Origin of the sequence: Mammaliicoccus sp. P-M58 (assembly GCF_022386165.1) — a bacterium.
In the GTDB taxonomy this organism is placed as follows: Bacteria; Bacillota; Bacilli; order Staphylococcales; family Staphylococcaceae; genus Mammaliicoccus; species Mammaliicoccus sciuri.
Window position 1 is genome coordinate 96,887 of sequence record NZ_JAJNJI010000009.1, and the last position, 24,000, is coordinate 120,886.

23 protein-coding genes and 1 pseudogene are annotated in these 24,000 nt (G+C 33.0%); 18 read left to right on the forward strand and 6 right to left on the reverse strand.

Annotated features, from left to right (window positions below; all coding sequences use genetic code 11):
• Positions 1-122: 122 nt before the first annotated feature.
• The 3 genes and pseudogenes from LQ694_RS10855 to LQ694_RS10865 all read right to left on the reverse strand — a co-directional run bounded on the left by LQ694_RS10855 (position 123) and on the right by LQ694_RS10865 (position 1,579).
• Entirely contained in the window at positions 123-593 is a 471-nt protein-coding gene (locus LQ694_RS10855; protein ID WP_275583837.1) for an immunoglobulin-like domain-containing protein, read from the reverse strand.
• 114 nt (positions 594-707) lie between these two features.
• Positions 708-1,019 (reverse strand): annotated as a pseudogene (locus LQ694_RS10860) (immunoglobulin-like domain-containing protein); the annotation flags it as partial.
• Positions 1,020-1,150: 131 nt separating this feature from the next.
• Complete coding sequence (locus LQ694_RS10865; protein WP_065381081.1) at positions 1,151-1,579, reverse strand: RrF2 family transcriptional regulator; 429 nt, start codon at positions 1,577-1,579, stop codon at positions 1,151-1,153.
• Positions 1,580-1,766: 187 nt separating this feature from the next.
• On the opposite strand from LQ694_RS10865, the gene LQ694_RS10870 reads away from it, so the two are divergent.
• The 7 genes from LQ694_RS10870 (at position 1,767) to LQ694_RS10900 (ending at position 9,121) form a co-directional block, all read left to right on the forward strand.
• Positions 1,767-2,924 carry a globin domain-containing protein gene (locus LQ694_RS10870; protein ID WP_058611490.1) on the forward strand — a complete coding sequence of 386 codons (1,158 nt, stop codon included), beginning with the start codon at positions 1,767-1,769 and terminating at the stop codon, positions 2,922-2,924.
• Between the two features lie 168 nt (positions 2,925-3,092).
• Positions 3,093-4,160: an amidohydrolase/deacetylase family metallohydrolase gene (locus LQ694_RS10875; protein WP_058611501.1), complete on the forward strand. Its 1,068-nt coding sequence runs from the start codon at positions 3,093-3,095 to the stop codon at positions 4,158-4,160.
• Positions 4,138-5,244 carry a DgaE family pyridoxal phosphate-dependent ammonia lyase gene (locus LQ694_RS10880; protein WP_058611489.1) on the forward strand — a complete coding sequence of 369 codons (1,107 nt, stop codon included), beginning with the start codon at positions 4,138-4,140 and terminating at the stop codon, positions 5,242-5,244. The genes LQ694_RS10875 and LQ694_RS10880 overlap by 23 nt, the downstream gene beginning before the upstream one ends.
• Positions 5,241-5,993 carry a 2-dehydro-3-deoxy-phosphogluconate aldolase gene (gene dagF / locus LQ694_RS10885; RefSeq protein ID WP_370688590.1) on the forward strand — a complete coding sequence of 251 codons (753 nt, stop codon included), beginning with the start codon at positions 5,241-5,243 and terminating at the stop codon, positions 5,991-5,993. Before LQ694_RS10880 ends, dagF begins: the two co-directional genes overlap by 4 nt.
• A complete protein-coding gene (locus LQ694_RS10890) occupies positions 5,986-7,002 on the forward strand; it encodes a sugar kinase (RefSeq protein WP_058611487.1) in 1,017 nt (338 codons plus the stop codon). The genes dagF and LQ694_RS10890 overlap by 8 nt, the downstream gene beginning before the upstream one ends.
• A 6-nt stretch (positions 7,003-7,008) precedes the next feature.
• A complete protein-coding gene (locus LQ694_RS10895; protein WP_058611486.1) occupies positions 7,009-7,734 on the forward strand; it encodes a GntR family transcriptional regulator in 726 nt (241 codons plus the stop codon).
• A gap of 52 nt (positions 7,735-7,786) precedes the next feature.
• On the forward strand, positions 7,787-9,121 hold the full coding sequence (locus LQ694_RS10900) for a GntT/GntP/DsdX family permease (RefSeq protein WP_049319370.1): 1,335 nt from the start codon (positions 7,787-7,789) through the stop codon (positions 9,119-9,121).
• 302 nt (positions 9,122-9,423) lie between these two features.
• On the opposite strand, the gene folD is transcribed toward LQ694_RS10900, so the two are convergent.
• Positions 9,424-10,281: a bifunctional methylenetetrahydrofolate dehydrogenase/methenyltetrahydrofolate cyclohydrolase FolD gene (gene folD / locus LQ694_RS10905; RefSeq protein WP_218696728.1), complete on the reverse strand. Its 858-nt coding sequence runs from the start codon at positions 10,279-10,281 to the stop codon at positions 9,424-9,426.
• A gap of 206 nt (positions 10,282-10,487) precedes the next feature.
• On the opposite strand from folD, the gene purE reads away from it, so the two are divergent.
• Genes purE through purD form a run of 11 tightly spaced genes read left to right on the forward strand, consistent with a single transcriptional unit; the run spans position 10,488 to position 21,715 of the window.
• Complete coding sequence (gene purE / locus LQ694_RS10910) at positions 10,488-10,970, forward strand: 5-(carboxyamino)imidazole ribonucleotide mutase (protein ID WP_025905207.1); 483 nt, start codon at positions 10,488-10,490, stop codon at positions 10,968-10,970.
• Complete coding sequence (purK, locus tag LQ694_RS10915) at positions 10,957-12,084, forward strand: 5-(carboxyamino)imidazole ribonucleotide synthase (RefSeq protein WP_218696726.1); 1,128 nt, start codon at positions 10,957-10,959, stop codon at positions 12,082-12,084. The genes purE and purK overlap by 14 nt, the downstream gene beginning before the upstream one ends.
• Position 12,085: 1 nt before the next feature.
• Complete coding sequence (gene purC / locus LQ694_RS10920) at positions 12,086-12,787, forward strand: phosphoribosylaminoimidazolesuccinocarboxamide synthase (RefSeq protein ID WP_058611484.1); 702 nt, start codon at positions 12,086-12,088, stop codon at positions 12,785-12,787.
• Position 12,788: 1 nt separating this feature from the next.
• Positions 12,789-13,049, forward strand: coding sequence for a phosphoribosylformylglycinamidine synthase subunit PurS (purS, locus tag LQ694_RS10925; RefSeq protein ID WP_058611483.1), 261 nt, complete (start codon positions 12,789-12,791; stop codon positions 13,047-13,049).
• A complete protein-coding gene (purQ, locus tag LQ694_RS10930) occupies positions 13,049-13,720 on the forward strand; it encodes a phosphoribosylformylglycinamidine synthase subunit PurQ (RefSeq protein ID WP_218696724.1) in 672 nt (223 codons plus the stop codon). The genes purS and purQ overlap by 1 nt, the downstream gene beginning before the upstream one ends.
• Positions 13,713-15,902, forward strand: a complete 2,190-nt coding sequence (gene purL / locus LQ694_RS10935) for a phosphoribosylformylglycinamidine synthase subunit PurL (protein ID WP_218696723.1) — start codon at positions 13,713-13,715, stop codon at positions 15,900-15,902. The genes purQ and purL overlap by 8 nt, the downstream gene beginning before the upstream one ends.
• Positions 15,881-17,377, forward strand: a complete 1,497-nt coding sequence (gene purF, locus LQ694_RS10940) for an amidophosphoribosyltransferase (RefSeq protein ID WP_070373033.1) — start codon at positions 15,881-15,883, stop codon at positions 17,375-17,377. Before purL ends, purF begins: the two co-directional genes overlap by 22 nt.
• The gene (purM, locus tag LQ694_RS10945) at positions 17,361-18,395 is read left to right on the forward strand and encodes a phosphoribosylformylglycinamidine cyclo-ligase (RefSeq protein WP_096791272.1); all 1,035 of its coding nucleotides are present in this window, start codon (positions 17,361-17,363) and stop codon (positions 18,393-18,395) included. The genes purF and purM overlap by 17 nt, the downstream gene beginning before the upstream one ends.
• Entirely contained in the window at positions 18,392-18,958 is a 567-nt protein-coding gene (gene purN, locus LQ694_RS10950) for a phosphoribosylglycinamide formyltransferase (RefSeq protein WP_049319362.1), read from the forward strand. Before purM ends, purN begins: the two co-directional genes overlap by 4 nt.
• Before the next feature lie 15 nt (positions 18,959-18,973).
• Entirely contained in the window at positions 18,974-20,452 is a 1,479-nt protein-coding gene (gene purH, locus LQ694_RS10955) for a bifunctional phosphoribosylaminoimidazolecarboxamide formyltransferase/IMP cyclohydrolase (protein WP_218696722.1), read from the forward strand.
• A 9-nt stretch (positions 20,453-20,461) separates the two neighbouring features.
• Entirely contained in the window at positions 20,462-21,715 is a 1,254-nt protein-coding gene (purD, locus tag LQ694_RS10960) for a phosphoribosylamine--glycine ligase (RefSeq protein WP_167811908.1), read from the forward strand.
• Between the two features lie 92 nt (positions 21,716-21,807).
• Here purD and LQ694_RS10965 read toward each other — a convergent pair whose 3' ends face one another.
• Entirely contained in the window at positions 21,808-22,599 is a 792-nt protein-coding gene (locus LQ694_RS10965) for an energy-coupling factor transporter transmembrane component T family protein (protein ID WP_065381087.1), read from the reverse strand.
• Entirely contained in the window at positions 22,589-23,992 is a 1,404-nt protein-coding gene (locus LQ694_RS10970) for an ABC transporter ATP-binding protein (RefSeq protein ID WP_096791276.1), read from the reverse strand. The genes LQ694_RS10965 and LQ694_RS10970 overlap by 11 nt, the downstream gene beginning before the upstream one ends.
• Positions 23,993-24,000: the final 8 nt, after the last annotated feature.

Below are 24,000 nucleotides of genomic sequence, written 5' to 3' on the forward strand. Positions count from 1 at the left end.
GTTTAAAATATTTTTAATGTTCTTTAATGAGTGCTTAAATGAAATGAAAATTTAAAAATTACACTTTTGATAAATAAAAAACAAACCAAATGACATTATTCATTTGGTTTGCTAAATTATGATTATTTTACTGTAATTGTTCTTCCTTCAGCTGAGATATGACCGTCAGTATCTGATACGGCATAGCCAACTTTATATTTACCAGGTTTATTTGTATCTACTTCACCACTTGTAACAATATCAGAAGTTAAATCTTTACCTGATTTGTCTTTAGCTTTTACATCTTTTAATAAGTCAAATTCTTGACCTTTTTTAATTGTAATGTCTTTAATACCTGATAATTCAGGATTAGGTGCTAAATCGGCATCATTTACGTAAACGCCTCTTTTGTATGTGTAGTAGTAGTCATCAGAATCTTTAACGTGATAAGTGATATATTGTAAACCAGTTTTAGAAGTATCAATATCACCTTTAACAGTTACTTTATCAGTGATGTCTCCGTCTTTTTTGTCAGATGCTTTAACACCTTTCATCGGATCGAAGTGGTCACCTTGATAAACTAAATCTTTAGTTGGCACTGTAATAATTGGCATATTTTCATCTAAATCTTTGGTAGATGTCTTTTTGTTAGATGCTACTTCAGCTTTAGATTCATCTTTATCTTTCGTATCGTTGTCTTTAGAACCATTTAATGAACCTTCTTTGACAACATACACGTAATGCCATTTCGTTCTATACGCGCCATCTGAATCTGTAACTTTATATTGTACTTTGTATTTCCCTAATTTAGAAGTATCAACGTCACCAGTTACTTTAATCTTATCTGTTAAGTCTCCATCTTCTTTATCATATGCTTTTATACCTTTTAATGAATCGTAGTCAGCACCTTTTTCAACAACGTCACCTTCGACACCTTTAATTTGTGGAAGGCTGTTTCCTGTAGCACTCGCAGTTAATGAAGGTGTCACAAGTGAAGCAGAAACACCAAGTACTGTAAGAGATTGTAATATTTTATTCATCATTTTTTATGTACTCCTTTGTTGTAAGCTATAAGGAAAGAATAACATGTCTCGTTTTTCATTTCCTTACTAAATGATATATTATCGTAATATTTTCACATTTACATCGACCTTTAGACCGATTTCCTAGCTTAAAGTGTGTAAACAGTGTCTTTTAGGGTGTTTTTAGGGATGATATCACTTAAATAATATTGATCAAGGGTACGTAAGTATTCAGTTAAAGCATGATTGAGTGCACTTTTTAGTCCACAATTTAATGCTATTGGGCATGTGTTTGTTTTCATATTAAAGCATTCTACTAATTCAAAATGATCTTCAGTTTGTCTAACAAGTTTACCGATATTAATGTCGCTAGGGGACTGATTGAGGATTATGCCACCATTTCTTCCTCTTATAGATTTTAAATATCCTAACTTAACAAGTTGATGTACGACTTTCGTTAAATGATTTTTTGATATGCCATAAAAGTTTGAAATCTCTTCTATTTGAGATTGTTTATTTTGTTGGGCTAAATACATGAGGACACGTAAGGAATAATCCGTGTATTGGGTGAGCTTCATAAAGTTCAACCTCCTTATAATATATTAATTATACTTAATATGAGGGTTAAAAAACAATCAATCAATATATGTATTTTTGAAAGAGTGACAACTTTGTAAACTTTTTGGGAACTGTATTGAAAAACATTGTGAAATTATTTACAATTAAACATGTATTTAAAATATATCTTTTAGAGGGGGACTTCTGATGCTATCAGAACAAACTAAAGAAATCGTAAAACAAACAGTACCAGTATTAGAACAATACGGAAATGAAATTACAAAAGTCTTTTATCAAAGAATGTTTGAAGCACATCCAGAATTATTGAACATATTTAATAAATCTAACCAAAAACAAGGTAAACAACAAACAGCTTTAGCACAAACAGTTTTAGCAGCAGCTAAACATATCGATCATTTAGAAGTAATCGTTCCTAACGTAAATCAAATTGCACATAAACACCGTGCATTACAAGTTAAAGAAGAACATTATCCAATTGTTGGTGAATTCCTATTAAAAGCAATTAAAGAAGTTCTAGGCGATGCAGCTACAGATGATATTATGAATGCTTGGGAAGAAGCATATGGTGAAATCGCAGGCGTATTTATTCAAATGGAAAAATCAATGTATGAAGCGGCAGCTTGGGATGACTTTAAATCATTTAAAATTGCAAATATTGAAGACCAAGGTACTTCAATGAAATCATTCGAAGTTGAACCAGTAAATAACATTAAAATTCCTGAACTTGTTGCAGGTCAATATATCACTGTACGTATTAAACCAACGAACGATGATAATTTAGCATTAAGGCATTACTCAATTTACTCTGTAAAAAATGACGGTAAAATAAGATTTGCTGTTAAACGTGAAGGAGAAGGCGAGAAAAAAGGTCTAGTCTCTCATGATTTACATGATAAATATTCAATTGGAGATACTATTGAACTTTCAGCTCCAGCAGGTGATTTCAAAGTAGAATCAGAAAAAGATAAAACATTATTACTATTATCTTCCGGAGCAGGTGTTACACCAATGTTTGCTATGTTAGAAGATGAAGCATATAAAGGTAGAAATGTTCATTTCGTACATGTAAATGAAGCAGAAAAAGACGTACCATTTAAAGAAGAAGTAGATGCATTAAACGCAATGAACGAAAATGTAGAAGTTACTTATCATTTAAAAGAAAAAGACGGATATTTAACAAGCAATGAATTAAGCAATTGGATTAATGAAGACGTCGACATCTATTTATGTGGTGGTATCACATTTATGGATACAATATTTGATGAGTTAGAAAAATTAAATATTGGCCAAGCAGATGTTCACTTCGAACCATTTGGTCCAAAAATGAGTATTACAAACGTATAATAGAAGTAATCGAAACACCATTCCATTATGAGCGGCATAATGGGGTGGTTTTTTTATTTATAAACTTTATAACATTATAATGTTTGCGTTTCCAAACGTTATAATGTTATAATCTTTTTCGAAGAGGTGATCATTTTGAAAAGTACAGGTGTTATACAAAATATCGAAATGGTTGGTGGTAAGAAAGTAGATATTTTAATAGAAAAAGGGGTTATAAAGAAAATTGCTGCACCAAATTCAATTGATGGTGAATTGTTGTTTAATGGTGAGCATTCATTTATTTCTTCAGGATGGATTGATTTGCATGTACATGGTTTTTCGGATTTTTCTCCTTATGGTGACAATATCGACGACATCGGTATTAAACAAGGTGTGACGACAATTGTTGATGCAGGAAGCTGTGGTGCAAATAGAATAGATGAACTATATTACAGAGCTCAATCGAGTAAGACGAATGTATTTTCATTTTTAAATATTTCAAGAATTGGTTTGGAAAGAATAGATGAGTTATCTAATTTAGATTGGATTAATGTTGAAGCATGTCATGATGCAGTTCATAAATACAAAGACATGATTATTGGATTGAAAGCTAGAATTAGCAGTAGTGTTGTAAAAGGTAATGGCATTACACCATTACAGAAAGCAGTTGAAATTGGTAATGATTTGAAATTGCCGATTATGACGCATATAGGATCTGCACCTCCTAAAATTGAAGATGTTATACCTTTACTTAGGAAAGGCGATATTATTACACACTTTTTGAATGGTAAAGAAAATAATCTTTTTGACAATAATGGCAATCCTTTAAATGTTTTAAAAGATGCAATTTCTAGAGGTGTGAATTTAGATGTCGGTCATGGTAATGCAAGTTTCTCATTTGAAGTTGCAAAATTAGCTCAAAAGCATGACATTCATTTTAATACGATAAGTTCTGATATTTATAAGAAGAACAGACTAGAAGGACCTGTATTTAGCTTATCTAATGTTTTATCAAAGTTTATTAATTTAGGTTATTCATTAGAAGAAGTTATAAATGCAGTAACTATTAATCCAGCACATATCATAAATAAATCATATTTATCAGATTTTAGTGAGGGTCAAGTTGCTAATTTGACAATATTTGATGTGATGGATAAAAAAGTAGATTTAATCGATTCAGATAGAAAAATATTAAAAGGTACAAAACTCATTAAAGAAAGAGGCGTATTAGCAAATGGAGCGTTCATTAAATTATAAATACGGATTAAAACAAGTCATTAATGCTAGTGGAAGAATGAGCATATTAGGTGTTTCATCACCAACAGATACGGTCATGGATGCTATGAAATTTGGTGGACAGAATTATGTTGAAATAGCTGATCTAGTAGACAAATCTGGACAGTACATTGCACAAAAAATTAAGGCAGAAGATGCTGTTGTCGTAAATTCAGCCTCCAGTGGAATAGCGTTATCTGTTGCTTCTGTTGTAACAAAAGGAGACAAAAGAAAAAGTCAACGCCTGCATAATCAAAGTATTCAGCAAAATGAAATCATCTTATTTAAAGGACATAATGTTCAATACGGAGCACCAATAGAAACGATGGTTTATTTAGGAGGTGGGGATTTAGTAGAGGTTGGTTATGCAAACGAAGGAAAAGAAGAGCATATAGAGTCAGCCATTAATCAAAATACTGCAGCGATATTATTTGTTAAATCTCATCATGCAGTACAAAAAAATATGGCATCAGTTGAAGAAATATATGAAGTTGCACAAAGAAATAATATTCCATTAATTGTCGATGCAGCTGCAGAAGAAGATTTGGAAAAATATATTCAACATTCTGATTTAGCAATTTACAGTGGGTCAAAGGCGATACAAGGACCAACAACGGGAATCGTTGCAGGTAAAAAAGAATGGATTAATTTTGTAAAAGTACAGTTACATTTTATTGGCAGAAGTATGAAAGTTGGTAAAGAATCTGTATTTGGCTTGTTACAAGCGATAGATGAATACTATGAAAAAGTTGATCATTCAAAAGAAGAGAAAGAAACGTTAACAAAATTAGATGCTTTAAATCAATATGATGGTATTAACGTCAGTATTGTACAAGATGAAGCGGGTAGAGAAATTTATAGAAGTCGCATAAAAGTAGACGATTCAATGATTAATTTAACTGCTGAAGAAGTTGTGAATAAATTAAAAAATGCTGAAACTGCAATTTATACAAGAGATTATGGTGTAAAACAAGGTCATTTTGATATAGATCCAAGACCATTAAAAGAAAATGAAATAGATACGATTTACAATACAATGGTACAAATTTTGGAAGGGGAAATATAATGAAAATACTAGATAGATTTTATAAAAATCGCGTTTCTTTAAACGTCTTGGCTAAAGGAAAAGAGAATATAGAAGAAATATATAAAACGGCAGAAGGAAATGTTGTAATCGGTGTATTATCAAAAGACTTTGATAATGTAAATGATGCTGTTAATGTAATGAAAGACTTTGGAAGCAATGTAGAAGATGCTATTTCTATTGGATTGGGCGCAGGCGATAACAAACAAGCAAAAGTCGTTTCTGAAATTGCGAAATATTACCAAGGATCACATATCAATCAAGTATTTACAAGTGTTGGCCAAACATTTGCTAATTCTGGTAATACAACATGGTTGAATTCATTAGTATCTCCTTCTGGCAAACCTGGATATGTAAATATATCTACTGGTCCAATTAGTGGTGCAGGTGAAGAACAAGCTGTCATTTCAATTAAAGCAGCAATTAATTTAATAAAAGATATGGGAGGATCATCTATTAAATTTTTCCCTATGAATGGATTGCAAACAATTGAAGAGTATAAAGCTGTTGCAAAAGCGTGTGGTGAAGAACAATTTGGACTCGAGCCAACTGGTGGCATCACATTAGAAAACTTTGAAGAAATTTTAGATATCGCTTTAAAAAATAATGTACCTAAAATCATCCCACATGTTTATTCATCAATTATTGATAAAGAAACAGGTATGACAAAAATAGAAGATGTTGAATGGTTAAATCATAAAATTAAAGAAAAAGTTGATTCTTATGAATAAAAAAATTGCTGCGTATGGTGAAATCATGATGCGGTTAACAGTCCCGGACCATCTTCTATTAAGACAAGCAGATAGATTAAATTACAGTTTTACTGGAACAGGTGTAAATGTTACAGGTTTAATGGCGCAATTTGGATATGAAACGAACTTAATAAGTGCTGTTCCCGATAATTCAGTTGGGACAGCTGCGATTAGTGCGATTAGAAGACTTGGAATAGATAGTCATTTCATATTAAAAAGAAATCAAAATCTTGGAATGTACTTTTTAGAAGAAGGATTCGGTAATCGTTCAAGTAGTGTGACATATACAAATAGAACTGAAAGTAGTTTCAATACAGTAAATATTTCAGACTATCCCTTAGAAGAAATTTTTAAAAATATAGATGTTCTTCATATTTGTGGCATCTCATTAGCAATGAACGAAATGATGCGACAGAACATTCTTGAAATCGTAAAAGCTGCTCGAGAACACAATATACAAATTGTTTTTGATTGTAATTTTAGACCATCTCTTTGGGGTGAAGGTGGAAATGAAAAAGCCAAACCATATTATGAGTCGATTTTACATGAAGCGGATATCGTTCTCATGAATGAAAAAGATGCAATTAATACATTAGGTATGACGACAGATAAAGAAATAAAAGCAGAACAACTAGAGGATATATTACCTAAAGTATCAGAGAAATATCATATACCTATTATTGCAGGTACAAACAGAATCGTTAATAGTAGTAATCATAATACCATCAAGGGATATTTATTTAAAAATAATCAAATGTTTTATTCAAAAGATTATGAAGTCACAATATTAGATAGAATTGGAACTGGTGATGCATATACAAGTGGGCTTATTCATGCCGAATTAACTAACATGAGCCCACAGGATGTAGTAGATTTTTCAGCAGCTTCTTGTGCTTTAGCACACACAATATCAGGGGATACCCCTTTATATAATGTAGATGATATAATAAAAGTCATGAAAAACGAAATTAACGATATTGAGAGGTAATCATTTATGACGGTACTATCATCAGAAAAAGGACCATTATATTTACAAATTAAGCAAATAATTGAAGATAGAATTATTCATGGTATTTATACTGTTGGAAATAATATCCCTACTGAAACTGACTTTGAAAAAGAATTTAATGTGAGTAAAGTTACGGTAAGGGCAGCAATCAAAGAGTTAGTTGCATTAGGTTATTTAGAAAAGAAAAGTGGTAAAGGAACGCGCGTTATAAGCCATAAACCTTTTAATAAAGTTACAAAAAATAAAAACTTTACAGAGAAATTGGTTGAAGAAGGTAACGAAATTAAAAAGGTTATTAAAGATATAGCTGTCGTATCCAATTTAAAAAATAGTGAATTATATAACATGTTTGGCGAAAATGCCTACAAAATTACAAGAGTGTACTTATTAAATAATAGACCATATATATTATTTAATCATTATTTACCATATCCACTTCATAGTTTGAATGAATATGAAAAGCAAAAACAAAATAATGATCTGTCTATATATAAAATATTAGAAGAAGCGAATATAGAAATTATCAATACTGAAGATTCTTTTTCAGTGAAAAAAGATATTACGGCTTCAGAATATTTAGAACTTGATCCATCTGTATCACTACTAGTTAGAGAACGTCAATCTTTTAATAATAACAGTGAAACAGTTGAATATAGTATTGGCTATTATAATAGTGATTTGAAAAAGTATAGCATCAGCTTAAACAATTGATGCTTTAACTTTTGTGATTTAATGGTAGCGCTAACATTATAGGGGGAAAATAATGGATTCAAATATATATTTATTAATCATTACGCTACTGTCAATTGTAATTGTTATTTTAGGAGTTGCTTTATGGAAATGGCACGCTTTTATTAGCTTAACTGTTGCTGGATTATTCTTAGCAATAATGGCAGGCTTGTCCCCAGAAAAAATTGTTACTGCTTATGAATCGGGAGTAGGTGATGTCCTTGGTCATTTAGTTGGTATTCTAGCATTAGGGACAATTTTAGGTAAATTAATGTCAGATTCAGGTGCAGGGATGCAAATTTCAGATTATCTTATAAAAGTATTGGGACCTAAGAAATTACCATGGGCGATGATGTTGTCTGGTTTTATTATTGGGATACCCGTATTTTTTGAAGTTGGAATTGTTATTTTATTACCGTTAGTCATATCTATTCACAAGACGACAAAAACAAATATATTATTGATTGCTATTCCTTTATTAGCCGGATTATCAATCGTTCATGGTATTGTACCACCACATCCAGGTGCCATGACAGCTATTGGAATTTATGATGCAGATTTAGGGAAAGTATTATTGTATGCACTCATTATTGCTTTACCAACTGCAATTATAGCTGGACCAATATTTGGTAAATTTATAAGCAAGAGATTAACTCCTGAAAATTCACCAAACATTTTAAAAGTCAATAATGAAACGACGAGTTTACCAAGTGTACCTGTATCATTCTTTATCATCGTACTACCAGTATTGCTAATGCTATTATCAATCATCACACCATATTTAGGTAGTTTACCAAGCTTATTAAGAAACACCTTATTATTTGTTGGTAGCCCTGTCATTGCATTGTTAATTTCATGCTTTGTAGCTTTCTATTTACTTGGATTTAAGCAAGGTATGAATAGAAATACAATCAAAAGATTAGTAGAAGATTGTATTTTACCAATAGGTTCAATCATTCTAATAATAGGAGCAGGCGGAGGATTTAAAGAAATTCTTATTGAAACTGGTGTAGGAGAAACGATTGCTCAAATGACAGAAAATCTATCACTTTCTCCATTACTGTTAGCATTTCTAGTTGCAGGTTTAATAAGAGTTGCGACAGGTTCAGCAACCGTTGCATTAACAACAGCAGCAGGTATAGTTTCGCCAATTATTCAAAATTTATCTGGTGTAAATTTAGAGCTGCTAGTAATAGCAACAGGTGCAGGATCATTGATGTTATCGCATGTAAACGATGCAGGCTTTTGGATGGTAAAAGAATACTTAGGACTTACTGTGAAAGAAACATTCAAGACATGGACCGTTATGGAGACGATGTTATCCGTAGTTGCCTTCTTAATAGCTTTTGCACTAAATAGTTTCATATAAGTATTTTAATCAAAAAATGTAGGTGTGAAGATGGTATCATTAGGGACAGAATTCTGAGAAATATCCGTAAGAGGTGCTGTTAGGGATAAAATTCTGAGAAATGTCTCTAAGAGAGCGCCCGCCTAATTACCACAATTCAGAATAATGGAAGTTACAGCGTTCTAATTACCAGAATTCAGAAAAATGATAGTTAGCAAGTTCTAACTACCACAATTCGGAATAATGGTAGTTAGCACATTCCATCTTCCACATAAAATAAAAGCGGAACCGTCATCGGTTCCGCTTTCTTCTATATTATCATTTTATTCAAGTCCGTTTTTCCATTTTTCAGCTAATAATGTATTGTTCAATACCATAGTGATTGTTAATGGACCGACGCCGCCTGGTACTGGTGTGATTGCGCTAGCTACTTCTTTAACAGCTTCGAAATCCACGTCACCTTTTAATTTACCATTCTCATCTGGTGTGTTTCCGACATCAATAATGACTGCTCCTGGTTTTACTAAGTCTTTTGTAACGAGGTGTACGCGTCCGACTGCACTTACGATTACGTCTGCTTGTTTTAAGACTTCTTCTGTATTTGTTGATTTTGAATGTAATAAAGTAACAGTTGCATCTTGATCTGTTAATAATTTACTAACTGGTTGACCAACAATATGACTTCTACCGATTACAGCGACATTTTTTCCTTTTAAGTCAATATCTGCATGTTTGAGAATTTCCATTATACCTAGTGGGGTACATGGGATAAATGTTCTTTCTCCAGTATATAATCTACCAATATTTATAGGATTAAATCCATCTACATCTTTGTCAGGATTGATTGCTTCTAATACTTTTGCTTCAGAAACTTGTTTTGGAAGTGGAACTTGGACTAATATACCACTTACTGAATCGTCATTATTTAATCTATCGAGTTCAGATAATACTTCTTCTTCAGTAGATGATTCATCCATATGTACAATTTCAGAAATCATACCAATCTTTTCAGCTGCTTTTTTCTTAGAATTAACATAACTCTGACTCGCGCCATCATTACCAACGAGTATAACGGTTAATTTAGGTACGATGTTATGTTCTTTTAACTTTTCTACTTCTGTCTGAAGACCTGCTCTATATGTCTTCGCTATTTCTCTACCATCTAATATCTTAGCTACCATGAAAATTGCCTCCTATTAATAATCGAACTATATTGATTGATACAATGAAAATTATGCCCTTAATACGAACATAAATCAAACTTTTTTGTAAAAAATATATAAAATGTTCGTTTTTTCATTGAAAATAGCATGATCAATTGTTATGCTATATCTGTAATATACACAGAAAAGATTAAATATTTCAACTATTTGAAAGGGTGACCTACATGAAAGTGGCAGTTATAATGGGTAGTTCTTCAGATTGGCCAATCATGAAAGAAGCATGTGATATGCTTGAATATTTTAATATCCAATATGAGAAAAAGGTCGTTTCTGCACATCGAACACCATTAGAAATGGTTGACTTTGCTAAAAATGCTACTGATCATAATATAGATATTATTATTGCTGGAGCAGGTGGGGCAGCACATTTGCCAGGAATGGTAGCTTCATTAACAACAGTTCCAGTGATTGGTGTACCTATTGAATCAAAAAGCTTAAAAGGTATGGATTCATTGTTGTCGATAGTACAAATGCCTGGTGGGATACCAGTTGCGACAACTGCAATAGGAAAAGCCGGATCTAAAAATGCTGGTATTTTAGCCGCAAGAATGATTGGTATGACAGATGAAAATGTAAGAAAACAACTCGTTAATTATGAAAAAAGTTTAGTCGATAAAGTGGAGGAAATGCAAAATGACTTATTATAACCTAGAACCAGGTGACACGATAGGTATTGTCGGTGGAGGTCAATTAGGTAAAATGATGGCTCAATCTGCTCAAAGAGTGGGATTTCAAGTTGCCGTTTTAGACCCTGACGAAGATTGCCCTGCAAGATTTTTAGCACACCAATTTATAAACGCTGAATTTTCGGATATAGATGCACTCAATCAGCTTGGTGACATCTCTAAAGTTGTAACTTATGAATTTGAAAATATAGATGCAGAACAGTTAGAAAAACTTTCCAATCAATTTAATATTCCTCAAGGGAGCCAAACAGTTGCTTTGTTACAAGATCGCTTAACTGAAAAACAAACATTAGAAAGCGCAAATGTTCAAATTGTACCGTTTATGGAAGTTAAGTCAACAGAAGACTTGAATGAGGCTATTGAAACAATTGGCTATCCATTTATTATAAAGACTCGTTTTGGTGGATATGACGGTAAAGGTCAGCTTGTCATTCAATCTAAAGAAGATTTAGATGAAGCAAAAAAATTAATTACTGATACACCATACGTAGTTGAAAAATATCTCCCTCTATTTAAAGAAGTATCCATAACAGCTACACGTGATCTATATGATCATACAGTTTATTTTCCATTACAAGAAAATGAACATAGAAATCAAATTTTATATAAGACAGTTGTTCCAGCTAGAGTAGATTTAGAAGCACAAGCTATTCAAGAAGTTCAAAAAATTATGACGAAGTTATACTTTGTAGGAACGTTTACAGTTGAATTTTTTGTAACGGAAGATCATAAACTATATGTGAATGAAATTGCGCCAAGACCACATAATTCAGGACATTACTCTATCGAAGCATGTGATTACTCACAATTTGATACACATATACTTGCAGTTGCAGGATGGCATTTACCGAAAAAGATTACTTTACTACAACCAGCAATCATGATGAATTTGCTAGGACAAGATGTGTTGAATTTACAAGAATTATTTAGTGAGCATCCTGAATGGCACGTTCATATTTACGGTAAAAAGGTCAATAAAGTAAATCGTAAAATGGGACATATTACAAAATTATCAACGGATTTAAATAAAGATGAAAACCAATTTAATCAATTATTTGAAGGGCGGAACGATTAATATGTCATTACTTTATGAAGGCAAAGCTAAAAGAGTATTCAATACGGAACAAGAAGGTATTTTGAGAATCGAATATAAAGATGAAGTGACGGCTGGAAATGGTGCTAAAAAAGATAAAATGCTTGGAAAAGGTCGTTTAAACAATTTAATCACATCGAAAATATTTGGAATATTGCGACAAAAAGGCGTTGAAAGCCACTTTGTAGAACAAATTTCTGAAACAGAACAACTTGTTAAAGCTGTAGAAATTTTCCCATTAGAAGTTGTCGTACGAAATATTGCTGCAGGCTCAATTTGTAAACGATTAGGTTTTGAAAAAGGACACGAATTTAAAGAACCTTTATTAGAACTATTCTATAAGAAAGATGAGTTAAATGATCCACTTATCACTGATAATCACGTGTCATTATTGAATATTGCCTCATCAGAAGAATTAGCAACAATTAAAAAAGAAGCATTAAAAGTAAATAAAGTATTAAGTGAAATTATGGACGACATGAATTTAATACTAGTAGATTACAAAATCGAATTTGGCATAACATCAGATGGTGAAATTTTATTAGCAGATGAAATTTCTCCAGATACATGCAGAATTTGGGACAAAAAAACAAAAGAAAACTTTGATAAAGATGTATACAGAGAAGATACAGGCTCATTAATCGATACTTATGAAACTTTTTACAAAAAATTGGAGGAACTATAAAATGAAAAAGATTGAATTGCATATTACGTTACAAGGTCAAGTATTAGATACACAAGGACAAGCTTTAAATAGAGCGGTACATGATTTAGGCTATGAACAAGTCAATGATATAAGAGTTGGTAAAGTTATATACATGACTGTTGATGAAACAGATGAAAATTCAATTAAAAATGTCGTTAATACTTTGAGTGAGAAACTATTTGCCAATACGGTTATTGAAGAATATAGTTTTAAAATCTTAGAAGATAAGGAGAACGCATAATGAAATTAGCTGTATTAGTATTTCCAGGATCTAATTGCGATCGTGATATGTATAATGCTGCTAAACGTTCAGGTGTCGAAGCGGCATATGTAGACTATAGAGAAACTTCTCTTGAAGGTTTTGATGGTGTATTAATACCTGGAGGCTTCTCATTTGGTGATTATTTAAGATCAGGTGCAATGGCACGCGTAGCACCAATTATTAGTGAAGTGAAAAGACTTGCAAGCGAAGGTAAACCAGTACTTGGCGTATGTAATGGATTCCAAATCTTAACAGAGGTTGGTTTGTTACCAGGTGCACTGTTACATAACGATAGTCATTTATTTGTAAGTAGAAATGAATCGTTAACAATCGTTAATAATGAAACGAAATTCACACATCAGTATGAAAAAGATGTAACTGTCATTTATCCTGTTGCGCATGGTGAAGGTCACTATTATTGTACAGATGAATTATACGAAGAACTTGTGAATCATAATCAAATTATTTTAACTTACAATGATAATCCTAATGGTTCATATAAAGATATAGCTGGAATTACGAATAAAGAAGGAAATGTTTGTGGGATGATGCCTCATCCAGAACGTGCCATGGAAACATTACTTGGTTCAGATAGTGGCGTTAAATTATTTCAATCTATGATCGAAAGTTGGAGGGAACAACATGTCTAAGTTTTTAGAACCTAGTATAGAAGAAATTGAAAAAGAATATTTATATAGAGATATGGGTTTAACTGACGAAGAATATCAAAAGGTCGTAAGCATTTTAGGACGCAAACCGAACTTTACTGAAATAGGTATATTCTCGGTAATGTGGAGTGAACATTGCTCATATAAACATTCTAAACCATTTTTAAAACAATTCCCTACTTCTGGAGAACATGTCTTAATGGGTCCAGGTGAAGGTGCTGGTGTTGTAGATATCGGTGATAATCAAGCAGTCGTGTTTAAAGTTGAATCTCATAACCATCCTTCAGCAATTGAACCTTATCAAGGTGCTGCAACAGGTGTTGGCGGTATAATCCGCGATATCGTATCAATCGGAGCAAGACCTATTTCTTTATTAAATAGTTTAAGGTTTGGCGAATTATCAAATAAGACAAACCGTAGATTGTTTAGTGGTGTTGTAAAAGGTATTGGTGGTTATGGAAACTGTATCGGTATACCAACAGTAGCAGGTGAGATTGAATTTGATGAAAGATATGATGGTAATCCACTTGTTAATGCAATGTGTGTTGGTATTATAGATCATGACAAAATTCAAAAAGGTACTGCTAAAGGTATTGGAAACCCAGTTATCTATGTTGGATTAAAAACGGGTAGAGACGGTATTCACGGTGCAACTTTTGCATCTGAAGAACTAAGTGAAGCATCTGAAAGTAAAAGACCTTCTGTACAAATTGGGGATCCATTTGTAGGTAAAAAATTAATGGAAGCAACTTTAGAAGCAATTACTTATCCTGAATTAGTAGGTATTCAAGACATGGGAGCAGCAGGATTAACATCATCTTCTTCTGAAATGGCAGCTAAAGGTGAAAGTGGTATTCATCTGCATTTAGAGAAAGTACCAACAAGAGAAAAAGGCATTTCACCATATGAAATGATGCTTTCAGAAACACAAGAGCGTATGTTATTAGTAGTTGAAAAAGGTACAGAACAAAAATTCTTAGATTTGTTTGAACATCATGAATTAGATTCTGCCGTAATAGGTGAAGTAACGGATACAAATAGATTTGTCTTGTCTTATGAAGATGAAATATACGCTGATATTCCTGTGGAACCGTTAGCTGATGAAGCACCCGTTTATATTCTTGAAGGTGAAGCAAAAGAATTTGATCAAGGTGATAATCAATATGATGAAATCAATGTTGAAGAAGTGTTCCAGAAATTAATCAATCATCCAACAATTGCATCTAAGCATTATGCATATGACCAATATGACCAACAAGTTGGTGCCAATACAATTATCAAGCCAGGTATTAGTGCTGGAGTTGTGAGAGTGGAAGGTACAAATAAAGCTATTGCTTCTACTATAGATGGAGAAGCGAGATATGTTTATAACAATCCATATGAAGGTGGAAAAATGGTTGTTGCGGAAGCATATAGAAATTTAATTTCTGTAGGTGCTAAACCATTAGCAATGACGGATTGTTTAAACTATGGTTCTCCTGAGAAGAAAGATATTTATCAACAACTTGCAGATTCTACTAAAGGAATGGCAGAAGCTTGTGAGGCTTTAAATACACCTGTCGTATCAGGTAATGTTTCTTTATACAACGAAACGAAAGGGACGTCAATTTTCCCTACACCTGTAGTCGGCATGGTAGGTTTAATTGAAGATGTGACGTATTTAAATGATTATCAACCACAAGTAAATGATCGTGTATTTGTAGTCGGAGAAACAAAAGATGACTTTGGTGGTAGTCAGGTTGAAAAGTTATTATTTAAAGAAGTTAATCATGAACCAAGTTCAATTGATTTATCAGCAGAAGTAAAACGTGGAGAACAAATTAAAGATGCAATACGTTCAGGCAAAATTTCACACACGCAAGCTGTTGGTAAAGGTGGTCTTGCTATTGGACTTGCAAAAATAGCTACACACTTTAACTTAGGATTAGATGTGACGTTACCAGTAACAAATGCTCAATTATTTAGTGAAACTCAAGGTAGATATATTGTTGTCGTTAAAGAAGGACAATCTATAGATATTGATGATGCCGTTGAAATAGGTCGTGTTACTGATAATGCTCAATTTACGATTAAAAATGATGTTGCTCAAATTAAATACAATGTATCTGATTTGAATGAGCAATTGAAAGGGGCAATAGCTCAATGCATGAAATCAAGAGTTTAAATGAAGAATGCGGCGTATTTGGTATATGGAATCATCCAGAATCTGCACAACTCACATATATGGGTCTTCATAGTTTACAACATAGAGGTCAAGAAGGTGCAGGAATAGTAACTTCAAACGGTTTCGAGTTAAAAGGTGAAAGAGGATTAGGTTTATTATCTGATGCCATAACGGATACACAATTAGAAGGTTTTAAAGGGAATCAACATGCAATAGGGCATGTAAGATATGCAACTTCAGGCAACAAAGGAATTGAAAATATTCAACCATTTTTATATCACTTTTATGATATGAGTGTTGGTGTTTGCCACAATGGTAACTTAGTCAATGCACAAAGTTTAAGAAAAGAACTAGAACAAGAAGGCGCAATTTTCCATTCTTCTTCTGATACAGAAGTGATTATGCATCTTATAAGAAGAAGTAAGGCTCCTACTTTCGAAGAAGCATTTAAAGAAAGTTTGAATACAGTTAAAGGTGGTTTCACATTTGCTTTATTAACTAAAGATGCATTATATGGCGCTGTTGACCCAAATGCAATAAGACCTTTAGCAGTCGGTAGAATGAAGACGGGTGCTTATATCATTGCTAGTGAGACATGCGCAATTGATGTACTCGGCGCAGAATTCGTGAGAGATATTCATGCTGGTGAGTATATTGTTATAAATGATGATGGTATAAGAGTTGAATCATACACAACGGAAACAACGACTGCAATTTCAGCGATGGAGTATATTTACTTTGCAAGACCCGACTCAACAATTGCTGGTAAGAACGTTCATGCAGTTCGTAAAGCATCAGGGAAAAAATTAGCTCAAGAAAGTCCGGCTTTAAATGCTGATATGGTAATCGGTGTACCAAACTCTTCACTTTCAGCAGCATCTGGTTTTGCAGAAGAAAGTCATTTACCTTATGAAATGGGTCTTGTAAAAAATCAATATGTTGCTCGAACATTTATCCAACCGACACAGGAATTAAGAGAACAAGGTGTACGCGTGAAATTATCAGCTGTAAAAGATATCGTACATGGTAAAAATATCGTGCTTGTTGATGATTCTATTGTGAGAGGGACAACAAGTAAACGTATCGTTAGAATGTTAAAAGACGCTGGAGCAAATGAAGTTCACGTACGTATCGCATCACCAGAATTCATGTTTCCAAGTTTCTATGGAATTGATGTGTCGACATCTGCTGAGCTGATTTCTGCACATAAATCACCTGAAGAAATTAGAGATTATATCGGTGCAGATTCACTGGCATATTTATCAGTTGATGGCTTAATACGATCTATTGGATTAGATAAAGACGTACCTTATCATGGATTATGTGTAGAAAGCTTTACTGGTGACTATCCAGCAGGTCTTTATGACTATGAAGAAAGATATTATCAAAATTTAAGTTCACGTCAAAAAGCTTATTTAGCTAGTAATAAACAATACTTTGATAAAGAGGGTAATCTTAATGTCGAAAGCATATAAAGCATCTGGTGTAGATATAGAAGCTGGTTATGAAGCGGTCAATAGAATGAAGTCACATGTTCAAAGCACGATGAGAAAGGAAGTACTAGGTGGTTTAGGTGGCTTTGGTGCTGCATTTGATCTGTCACAATTAAATATGAAGAAACCAGTTCTTGTTTCTGGAACAGATGGTGTTGGTACAAAGCTTAAACTCGCAATCGATTATAACAAACATGACACAATTGGTATCGATGCCGTTGCGATGTGTGTGAATGATATTTTAACGACTGGCGCAGAACCTTTGTATTTCCTTGATTATATTGCGACGAATAAAGTAAATCCTGAAACGATTGAAGCGATTGTTTCAGGTGTATCTGTCGGTTGTAAAGAAACGAACTGTGCATTAATTGGCGGAGAAACTGCAGAAATGGGCGAAATGTACCATCAAGGAGAATATGATATCGCAGGATTTTGTGTTGGCGCTGTTGAAAAAGATGACTATATAGATGGCAGTGAAGTTGATGAAGGTGACGTCATAATTGGTATTACATCAAGTGGTATACATTCAAACGGCTACAGTTTAGTTAGAAACTTAATTAAAGAAAGTCAAATTAACTTAAATGATGCATTTGATGATGATAGAACGTATTTAGAAACTTTTCTTGAACCAACAAAGTTATATGTTAAACCTGTTCTTGCCGTATTAGATAAAGTAAAAGTTAAAGGTATGTCACACATTACTGGCGGAGGATTTATTGAAAATATTCCAAGAGCTATTCCAGAAAATAAAGATGCACATATCGATGTTCAATCATATGAAGTACCACAAATATTCCATTGGTTAAAAGAGCAAGGAAAGATTGAAGCACAGGAAATGTATAATGTGTTTAATATGGGCATTGGCTTTGTACTTATCGTCAATAAAGAAGATGTACAAGAAACTTTAGATATCTTGAAAGCAAAAAATGAAGAAGCATATGTAATCGGTGAAATTTCAAACGGAACAGGTCAGGTCAAATTGACGGGGGTTCAATCATGATTAAAATAGCAGTATTTGCATCAGGAAATGGATCGAACTTTGAGAAAATAATGGAAAATATCGAAGCAGGTTATTTAGACCATATAGAGGTAACAGCATTGTATACAGATAACCCTAATGCTTTTTGTATAGAAAGAGCAAGACGATTTAATTTACCAGTTTATATCATTGATCCAAGAACTTACGATAGTAAAAAAGAATATGAAGAAGCACTACTCACAAGATTAGCTCAAGATCGTGTAAGTTGGGTTATTTTAGCAGGATATATGAAAATCGTTGGTCCTACATTATTAAAACAATATGAAGGTAAAATGTTGAATATTCATCCATCAATATTACCAAGTTTTCCTGGTAAGGACGCTGTTGGGCAAGCATTAGATTACGGTGTACGTGTTACAGGAGCAACTGTTCATTACGTTGATAGTGGTATGGATACTGGCGAAATCATCGATCAATTAAGCTGTAAAGTATATCCAGATGATACGAGAGAGACATTACAATTAAGAATACAGAACTTAGAATACGAATTATATCCACATGTTATGAAAGAAATTATTCAATAAAGGAGTCTTTACAAAATGAAGAATGCAATATTAAGTGTGTCAGATAAAACAAATATAGAAGATTTCGCAAGCAAATTAATAGAAAATGATTATAAAATCTTTTCAACTGGTGGTACTAAAAAGGCACTTGAAAATGCTGGGATTGAAGTATATTCAGTTTCAGAGTTAACAAACTTTCCAGAAATAATGGATGGAAGAGTCAAAACTTTACATCCAGGTGTACATGGAGGGATTCTTGCAAATCGTTCTATTCCTGAACATTTAACAGCATTAAAAGAACAAGACATCGACTTAATTGATTTAGTAGTCGTAAATTTATATCCATTTAAAGAAACTGTCAAGAAAGAAGATGTAACAGAAGATGAAGCAATTGAAAACATCGATATCGGTGGACCAACTATGTTACGTGCAGCAGCAAAGAACTTCAAATTTGTTACAACAGTCGTAGATCCTGCTGATTATAACGAAGTCATTGAACGTATTGCTTCTGACAAACTTGATGAAAATTATCGTAAATCATTAATGGTTAAAGTATTTAAACATACAAATGATTATGACAATGCGATTGTTGAATTTTTTGGAAATACGTCAGAAACATTAAGATATGGTGAAAACCCTCAACAAAATGCTACTTTTGTAAAGACTTCAAATGAACCAAATACATTAGCTGGCGCTAAACAATTACATGGTAAAGCTTTAAGCTTTAATAACATTAAAGATGCTGATGCAACTTTATCACTTATTAAAAAGTTCGAACAACCTGCAACTGTTGCAGTGAAACATATGAACCCATGTGGTGTTGGTGTAGGCGCATCAATTGAAGAAGCATACGATTATGCATATGAAGCAGATTCACAATCTATTTTTGGTGGTATTGTCGCTTTAAATAGACCCGTTACAAAGGAATTAGCTGAGAAACTACATTCTATTTTCTTGGAAGTCATTATTGCGCCAAGCTATGACGAAGATGCGTTAGAAGTCTTAACAGCTAAGAAGAATATTAGATTACTAGAAATTGATATGACAGAAACGCAAGATGAACAAGAATTTGTATCCGTATCTGGTGGGTATTTAGTTCAAGATAAAGATAATGCAACTTTAACGCGTGAAGAAATGAAAGTCGTTACAGATGTTGAACCAACTGAAGCACAATGGAAAGCTTTAGAACTTGGATGGAAAGTTGTCCGCTCAGTTAAAAGTAATGCTATTGTACTTGCAAACGATCACCAAACTGTTGGTGTTGGTGCTGGACAAATGAACAGAGTTGGCTCTGCAAAAATAGCAATTGATCGTGCAATCGAAATGAATGAAAATGTAGCCTTAGCTTCAGATGGATTTTTCCCAATGGGTGACACTGTAGAAACGGCAGCAAAAGCAGGTATTAAAACAATTATCCAACCAGGTGGGTCTATTAAAGATCAAGATTCAATAGATATGGCAAATAAATATGGAATCAGTATGGTATTTACTGGTATGAGACACTTTAAACATTAGGAGGTCAATATGAAAGTACTTGTAATAGGATCAGGTGGAAGAGAACATGCGTTAGCTCAAAAATGTCAATCGTCTAAGTTAGTAAATGAAGTCTTTGTCATTCCGGGTAATGACGCAATGGAAGAAGTTGCGACAATTGTATCGGATATTCAAGAAAATGATCATTTAGCTATAAAATCTTTTGTAGAACAAAACAATATTGAATGGGTAATAATTGGACCTGAACAACCTTTAATAGATGGTTTAACAGATGTATTAGAGGAAACAAATGCTAAAGTCTTCGGACCAAATAAAGAAGCAGCACAATTAGAAGGTTCTAAAGAATTTGCGAAAAAGATTATGGAAAAGTATCATATTCCAACTGCAGAATATAACACAATCACAACAAAAGAAGAAGCAATCAATTATGTTGAGCAGTGCAAAATACCTATTGTACTTAAAAAAGATGGACTTGCAGCCGGTAAAGGTGTAATCGTTGCTTTAACACGTGAAGAAGCAAGGGAAGGCGTAGAAACTTTATATCAAACACCTCATGAAAAAGTAGTATTCGAAGAGTTTCTTGATGGAGAAGAATATTCAGTTATGACATTTGTGAATCAATCATATGCAGTTCCATTTGATTGTATCGCCCAAGATCATAAACGTGCATTCGATGGTGATAAAGGTCCAAATACAGGTGGTATGGGCGCATACTGTCCGGTACCACATATTACAGATGATGTATTGGAAGAAACGAATCAAAAAATCGCACAACCTATTGCGGATGCTTTAGTGAGTGAAGGCATTAACTATTTTGGTTTGATTTATATTGGCGCAATTTTAACAAAAGAAGGACCAAAAGTAATTGAATTTAATGCAAGATTCGGTGATCCAGAGGCACAAGTATTATTGACTAAATTAGATTCTGATTTTATTGAAATATTAAACAAGGTGTATCATAAAGAACCAATAACATTAAAATGGAAAGATGAAAGTGTTGTTGGTGTCGTATTAGCATCTAAAGGATATCCAGGTGATTATGATAAAGGATATTCAGTTGAAGGTTTAGAGCATGTAGATCAATATTTTGTGAGTGCTTTGAAGAAGAATTCAGTAGGCAAGTATGAAAATAACGGTGGACGTGTCATGATAGTTATCGGTACGGGTGATAATATTGAAGCGGCTCAAAAACATGCATATGAACAAGTCAAACATATTAAAAGTGAACAATTATTCTATAGAAATGATATTGGACATAAAGCATTAAAAGCATATAAATCATAATTAAAGGCTGAGACAACAAAGTTTGTCTCAGCCTTTTCATTGCGCTATATTTCATTCTTTTAGGGAAAGGTATGGTCAAATATAACGCAATGTTATCGAATATCTGAAATGTGTGTTATAGGTAAATAAATATTTAATAAATATGCAACAGCAACGAGTGCAATCGTCATTAAAATGAAATATAAATCGTTTTTAGTGAAAGGTACTTTATAATAGAAAGTTCTTTTGCCGTTTGTGAATCCTTTTGCTTCCATCGCAACAGCTAACCTATGAGACTTTCTTATACTTTGACTTAATGTTGGAATGAGTAAATGGTGAATCCACTTTAAGCCTTTACGATTACTTTTATCTATAACTGCATATCGCATCTTTAAAGCTTGTCTTAACTGCATAAAAGAGCTAAACATAAGAGGTATCATCCGTATAGAAGCCATGAAAGCATATGCAATTTTAGGTTTGACTTTTAAATGTTGCATGAAACTATAAAACACATAAATGATTTGTGAAGTAAATGGTATAACCATGCCGTAAAACGAAATAACAAGTGTACGCATGGTTACGTGAATACCTCTTAAAAAGCTTTCTTCAGTAATATGAATAATGCCGAACTTGAAAATTGTTTCGCTTCCTTCACCATAAAAAATCATAAATAAGGAAGAAGTGAGTCCGAAAAATAAAGTGATTACAATGACGATTAATAGTGGTAACCATCTCACACCGCTCATGATGATTAAATAAAGGAACATAATAATCGTTAAATAGAGCATGAAATCAAATTGATGAATAAATATCGCATAGAAAAATAGTGCGATACCTAAAATAAGTTTCGTTAGAATATTGACATCATCAATAAATGTAGAGTATTTCTTCCAATTAGTTAACATGAGATTCACCACCGCTTACATGTAATTGCTCGTCTTTGATCGTCAATCTTCTAGTAGCATAACGATTAATAATCTCATTTTCATGTGTAATCATTAGGATAGTTTGACCATTTTGTACACGCTCATGAAATAATTTGATGAGTTCAAAGGTGTTGTGACTGTCTAAACCGAATGTTGGCTCATCCAGTAAAATAATTTCAGAATTTGTACTTAATGCAGTTGCGACACTTAATCTTTTTTTCTGTCCTATTGATAATTCAAAAGGGTGTTGGTCTTTCACATGATTAAGTTTTAATAACGTCAACATGTCTTGAGTCTTGTCATGAGCTGTCTGTTTATCTTGATAAGCATAATTGATAAATATTTCATGATAAACGGATGTTTCGATGAATTGTAATTCTGGATTTTGATAAACGAAATACATATGTTTAGAAGCATCTTTTACTTTTTTGATGTGTTTATTCTTATAAAGTATTTGACCATTATATTTAATTAACTGCATCATCGTTTCTAAAAATGTTGTCTTACCTGTTCCATTTGGTCCAGTTATTGTAAGCCATTCGCCACTTGAAATCGTTAATTCATCTATACTAAATAGTTTTTTGGAGCCACGTAGTACATCTAACTGCTCTATATTTAACAACGGATTGTGCTCAGTAGTCTGTTTAGTTAATTTTGGGGCATATCGCCATGAGTTAGGATGCCATACACCGTATTCATTTAATATGTCTGTATGATGATCTAATATATCTTGAGGTGTACTATCATGTGTGATTTCACCATTTTCATTCATCACGATGACTCTATCAACATAATTCCAAATATAATTAACTTTATGTTCCACGATTACAACGGTTTGATTTGTCCAATGCTCCATAATCAGATCCCATAGTTGAGTCGTTGATTGATGATCAAGCATTGCTGTCGGTTCATCAAGAAACAACGTATTTGTATCTTGTAATAATATAGAAGCAATCGCTAATTTTTGTTTCATACCACCACTTAAACGATTGATTTTTAGTGAAGGGTCAGCATTTAAATTTACCTGTTTCATGGCATTTTTTATAAATCCGTCCATTTTATTAGGTTCGATGTTCATATTCTCAAGCACAAATGCTAATTCTTCTTTAATCTCAGGCATACAAAATTGCGTATCTGGATCTTGGAAAATAACACCCGGAAGTGAATCGATATTGATTGAATCTACTTTCATCGGTATGTCCATCGATCTCGGTATAATACCGCTTAATACATTTAATAATGTACTTTTACCAGATCCACTTGGACCTAGTAACAGAACTTTTTCTTTATCATTAATATTGATGTTTAAATTTTTAAATATAATGCGTTCATCATCAGGATACTTTAGTCTTAAATTTTTTAGTGATAACAATTGAATAA

Bases quoted from the DNA above. Each gene is read 5' to 3' on its own strand.
- LQ694_RS10855 (WP_275583837.1), bottom strand. From the start codon at position 593: ATGCCAATTATTACAGTGCCAACTAAAGATTTAGTTTATCAAGGTGAC.
- LQ694_RS10865 (WP_065381081.1), bottom strand. From the start codon at position 1,579: ATGAAGCTCACCCAATACACGGATTATTCCTTACGTGTCCTCATGTAT.
- LQ694_RS10870 (WP_058611490.1), top strand. From the start codon at position 1,767: ATGCTATCAGAACAAACTAAAGAAATCGTAAAACAAACAGTACCAGTA.
- LQ694_RS10875 (WP_058611501.1), top strand. From the start codon at position 3,093: ATGGTTGGTGGTAAGAAAGTAGATATTTTAATAGAAAAAGGGGTTATA.
- LQ694_RS10880 (WP_058611489.1), top strand. From the start codon at position 4,138: ATGGAGCGTTCATTAAATTATAAATACGGATTAAAACAAGTCATTAAT.
- LQ694_RS10890 (WP_058611487.1), top strand. From the start codon at position 5,986: ATGAATAAAAAAATTGCTGCGTATGGTGAAATCATGATGCGGTTAACA.
- LQ694_RS10895 (WP_058611486.1), top strand. From the start codon at position 7,009: ATGACGGTACTATCATCAGAAAAAGGACCATTATATTTACAAATTAAG.
- LQ694_RS10900 (WP_049319370.1), top strand. From the start codon at position 7,787: ATGGATTCAAATATATATTTATTAATCATTACGCTACTGTCAATTGTA.
- folD (WP_218696728.1), bottom strand. From the start codon at position 10,281: ATGGTAGCTAAGATATTAGATGGTAGAGAAATAGCGAAGACATATAGA.
- purE (WP_025905207.1), top strand. From the start codon at position 10,488: ATGAAAGTGGCAGTTATAATGGGTAGTTCTTCAGATTGGCCAATCATG.
- purK (WP_218696726.1), top strand. From the start codon at position 10,957: ATGACTTATTATAACCTAGAACCAGGTGACACGATAGGTATTGTCGGT.
- purC (WP_058611484.1), top strand. From the start codon at position 12,086: ATGTCATTACTTTATGAAGGCAAAGCTAAAAGAGTATTCAATACGGAA.
- purS (WP_058611483.1), top strand. From the start codon at position 12,789: ATGAAAAAGATTGAATTGCATATTACGTTACAAGGTCAAGTATTAGAT.
- purQ (WP_218696724.1), top strand. From the start codon at position 13,049: ATGAAATTAGCTGTATTAGTATTTCCAGGATCTAATTGCGATCGTGAT.
- purL (WP_218696723.1), top strand. From the start codon at position 13,713: ATGTCTAAGTTTTTAGAACCTAGTATAGAAGAAATTGAAAAAGAATAT.
- purF (WP_070373033.1), top strand. From the start codon at position 15,881: ATGCATGAAATCAAGAGTTTAAATGAAGAATGCGGCGTATTTGGTATA.
- purM (WP_096791272.1), top strand. From the start codon at position 17,361: ATGTCGAAAGCATATAAAGCATCTGGTGTAGATATAGAAGCTGGTTAT.
- purN (WP_049319362.1), top strand. From the start codon at position 18,392: ATGATTAAAATAGCAGTATTTGCATCAGGAAATGGATCGAACTTTGAG.
- purH (WP_218696722.1), top strand. From the start codon at position 18,974: ATGAAGAATGCAATATTAAGTGTGTCAGATAAAACAAATATAGAAGAT.
- purD (WP_167811908.1), top strand. From the start codon at position 20,462: ATGAAAGTACTTGTAATAGGATCAGGTGGAAGAGAACATGCGTTAGCT.
- LQ694_RS10965 (WP_065381087.1), bottom strand. From the start codon at position 22,599: ATGTTAACTAATTGGAAGAAATACTCTACATTTATTGATGATGTCAAT.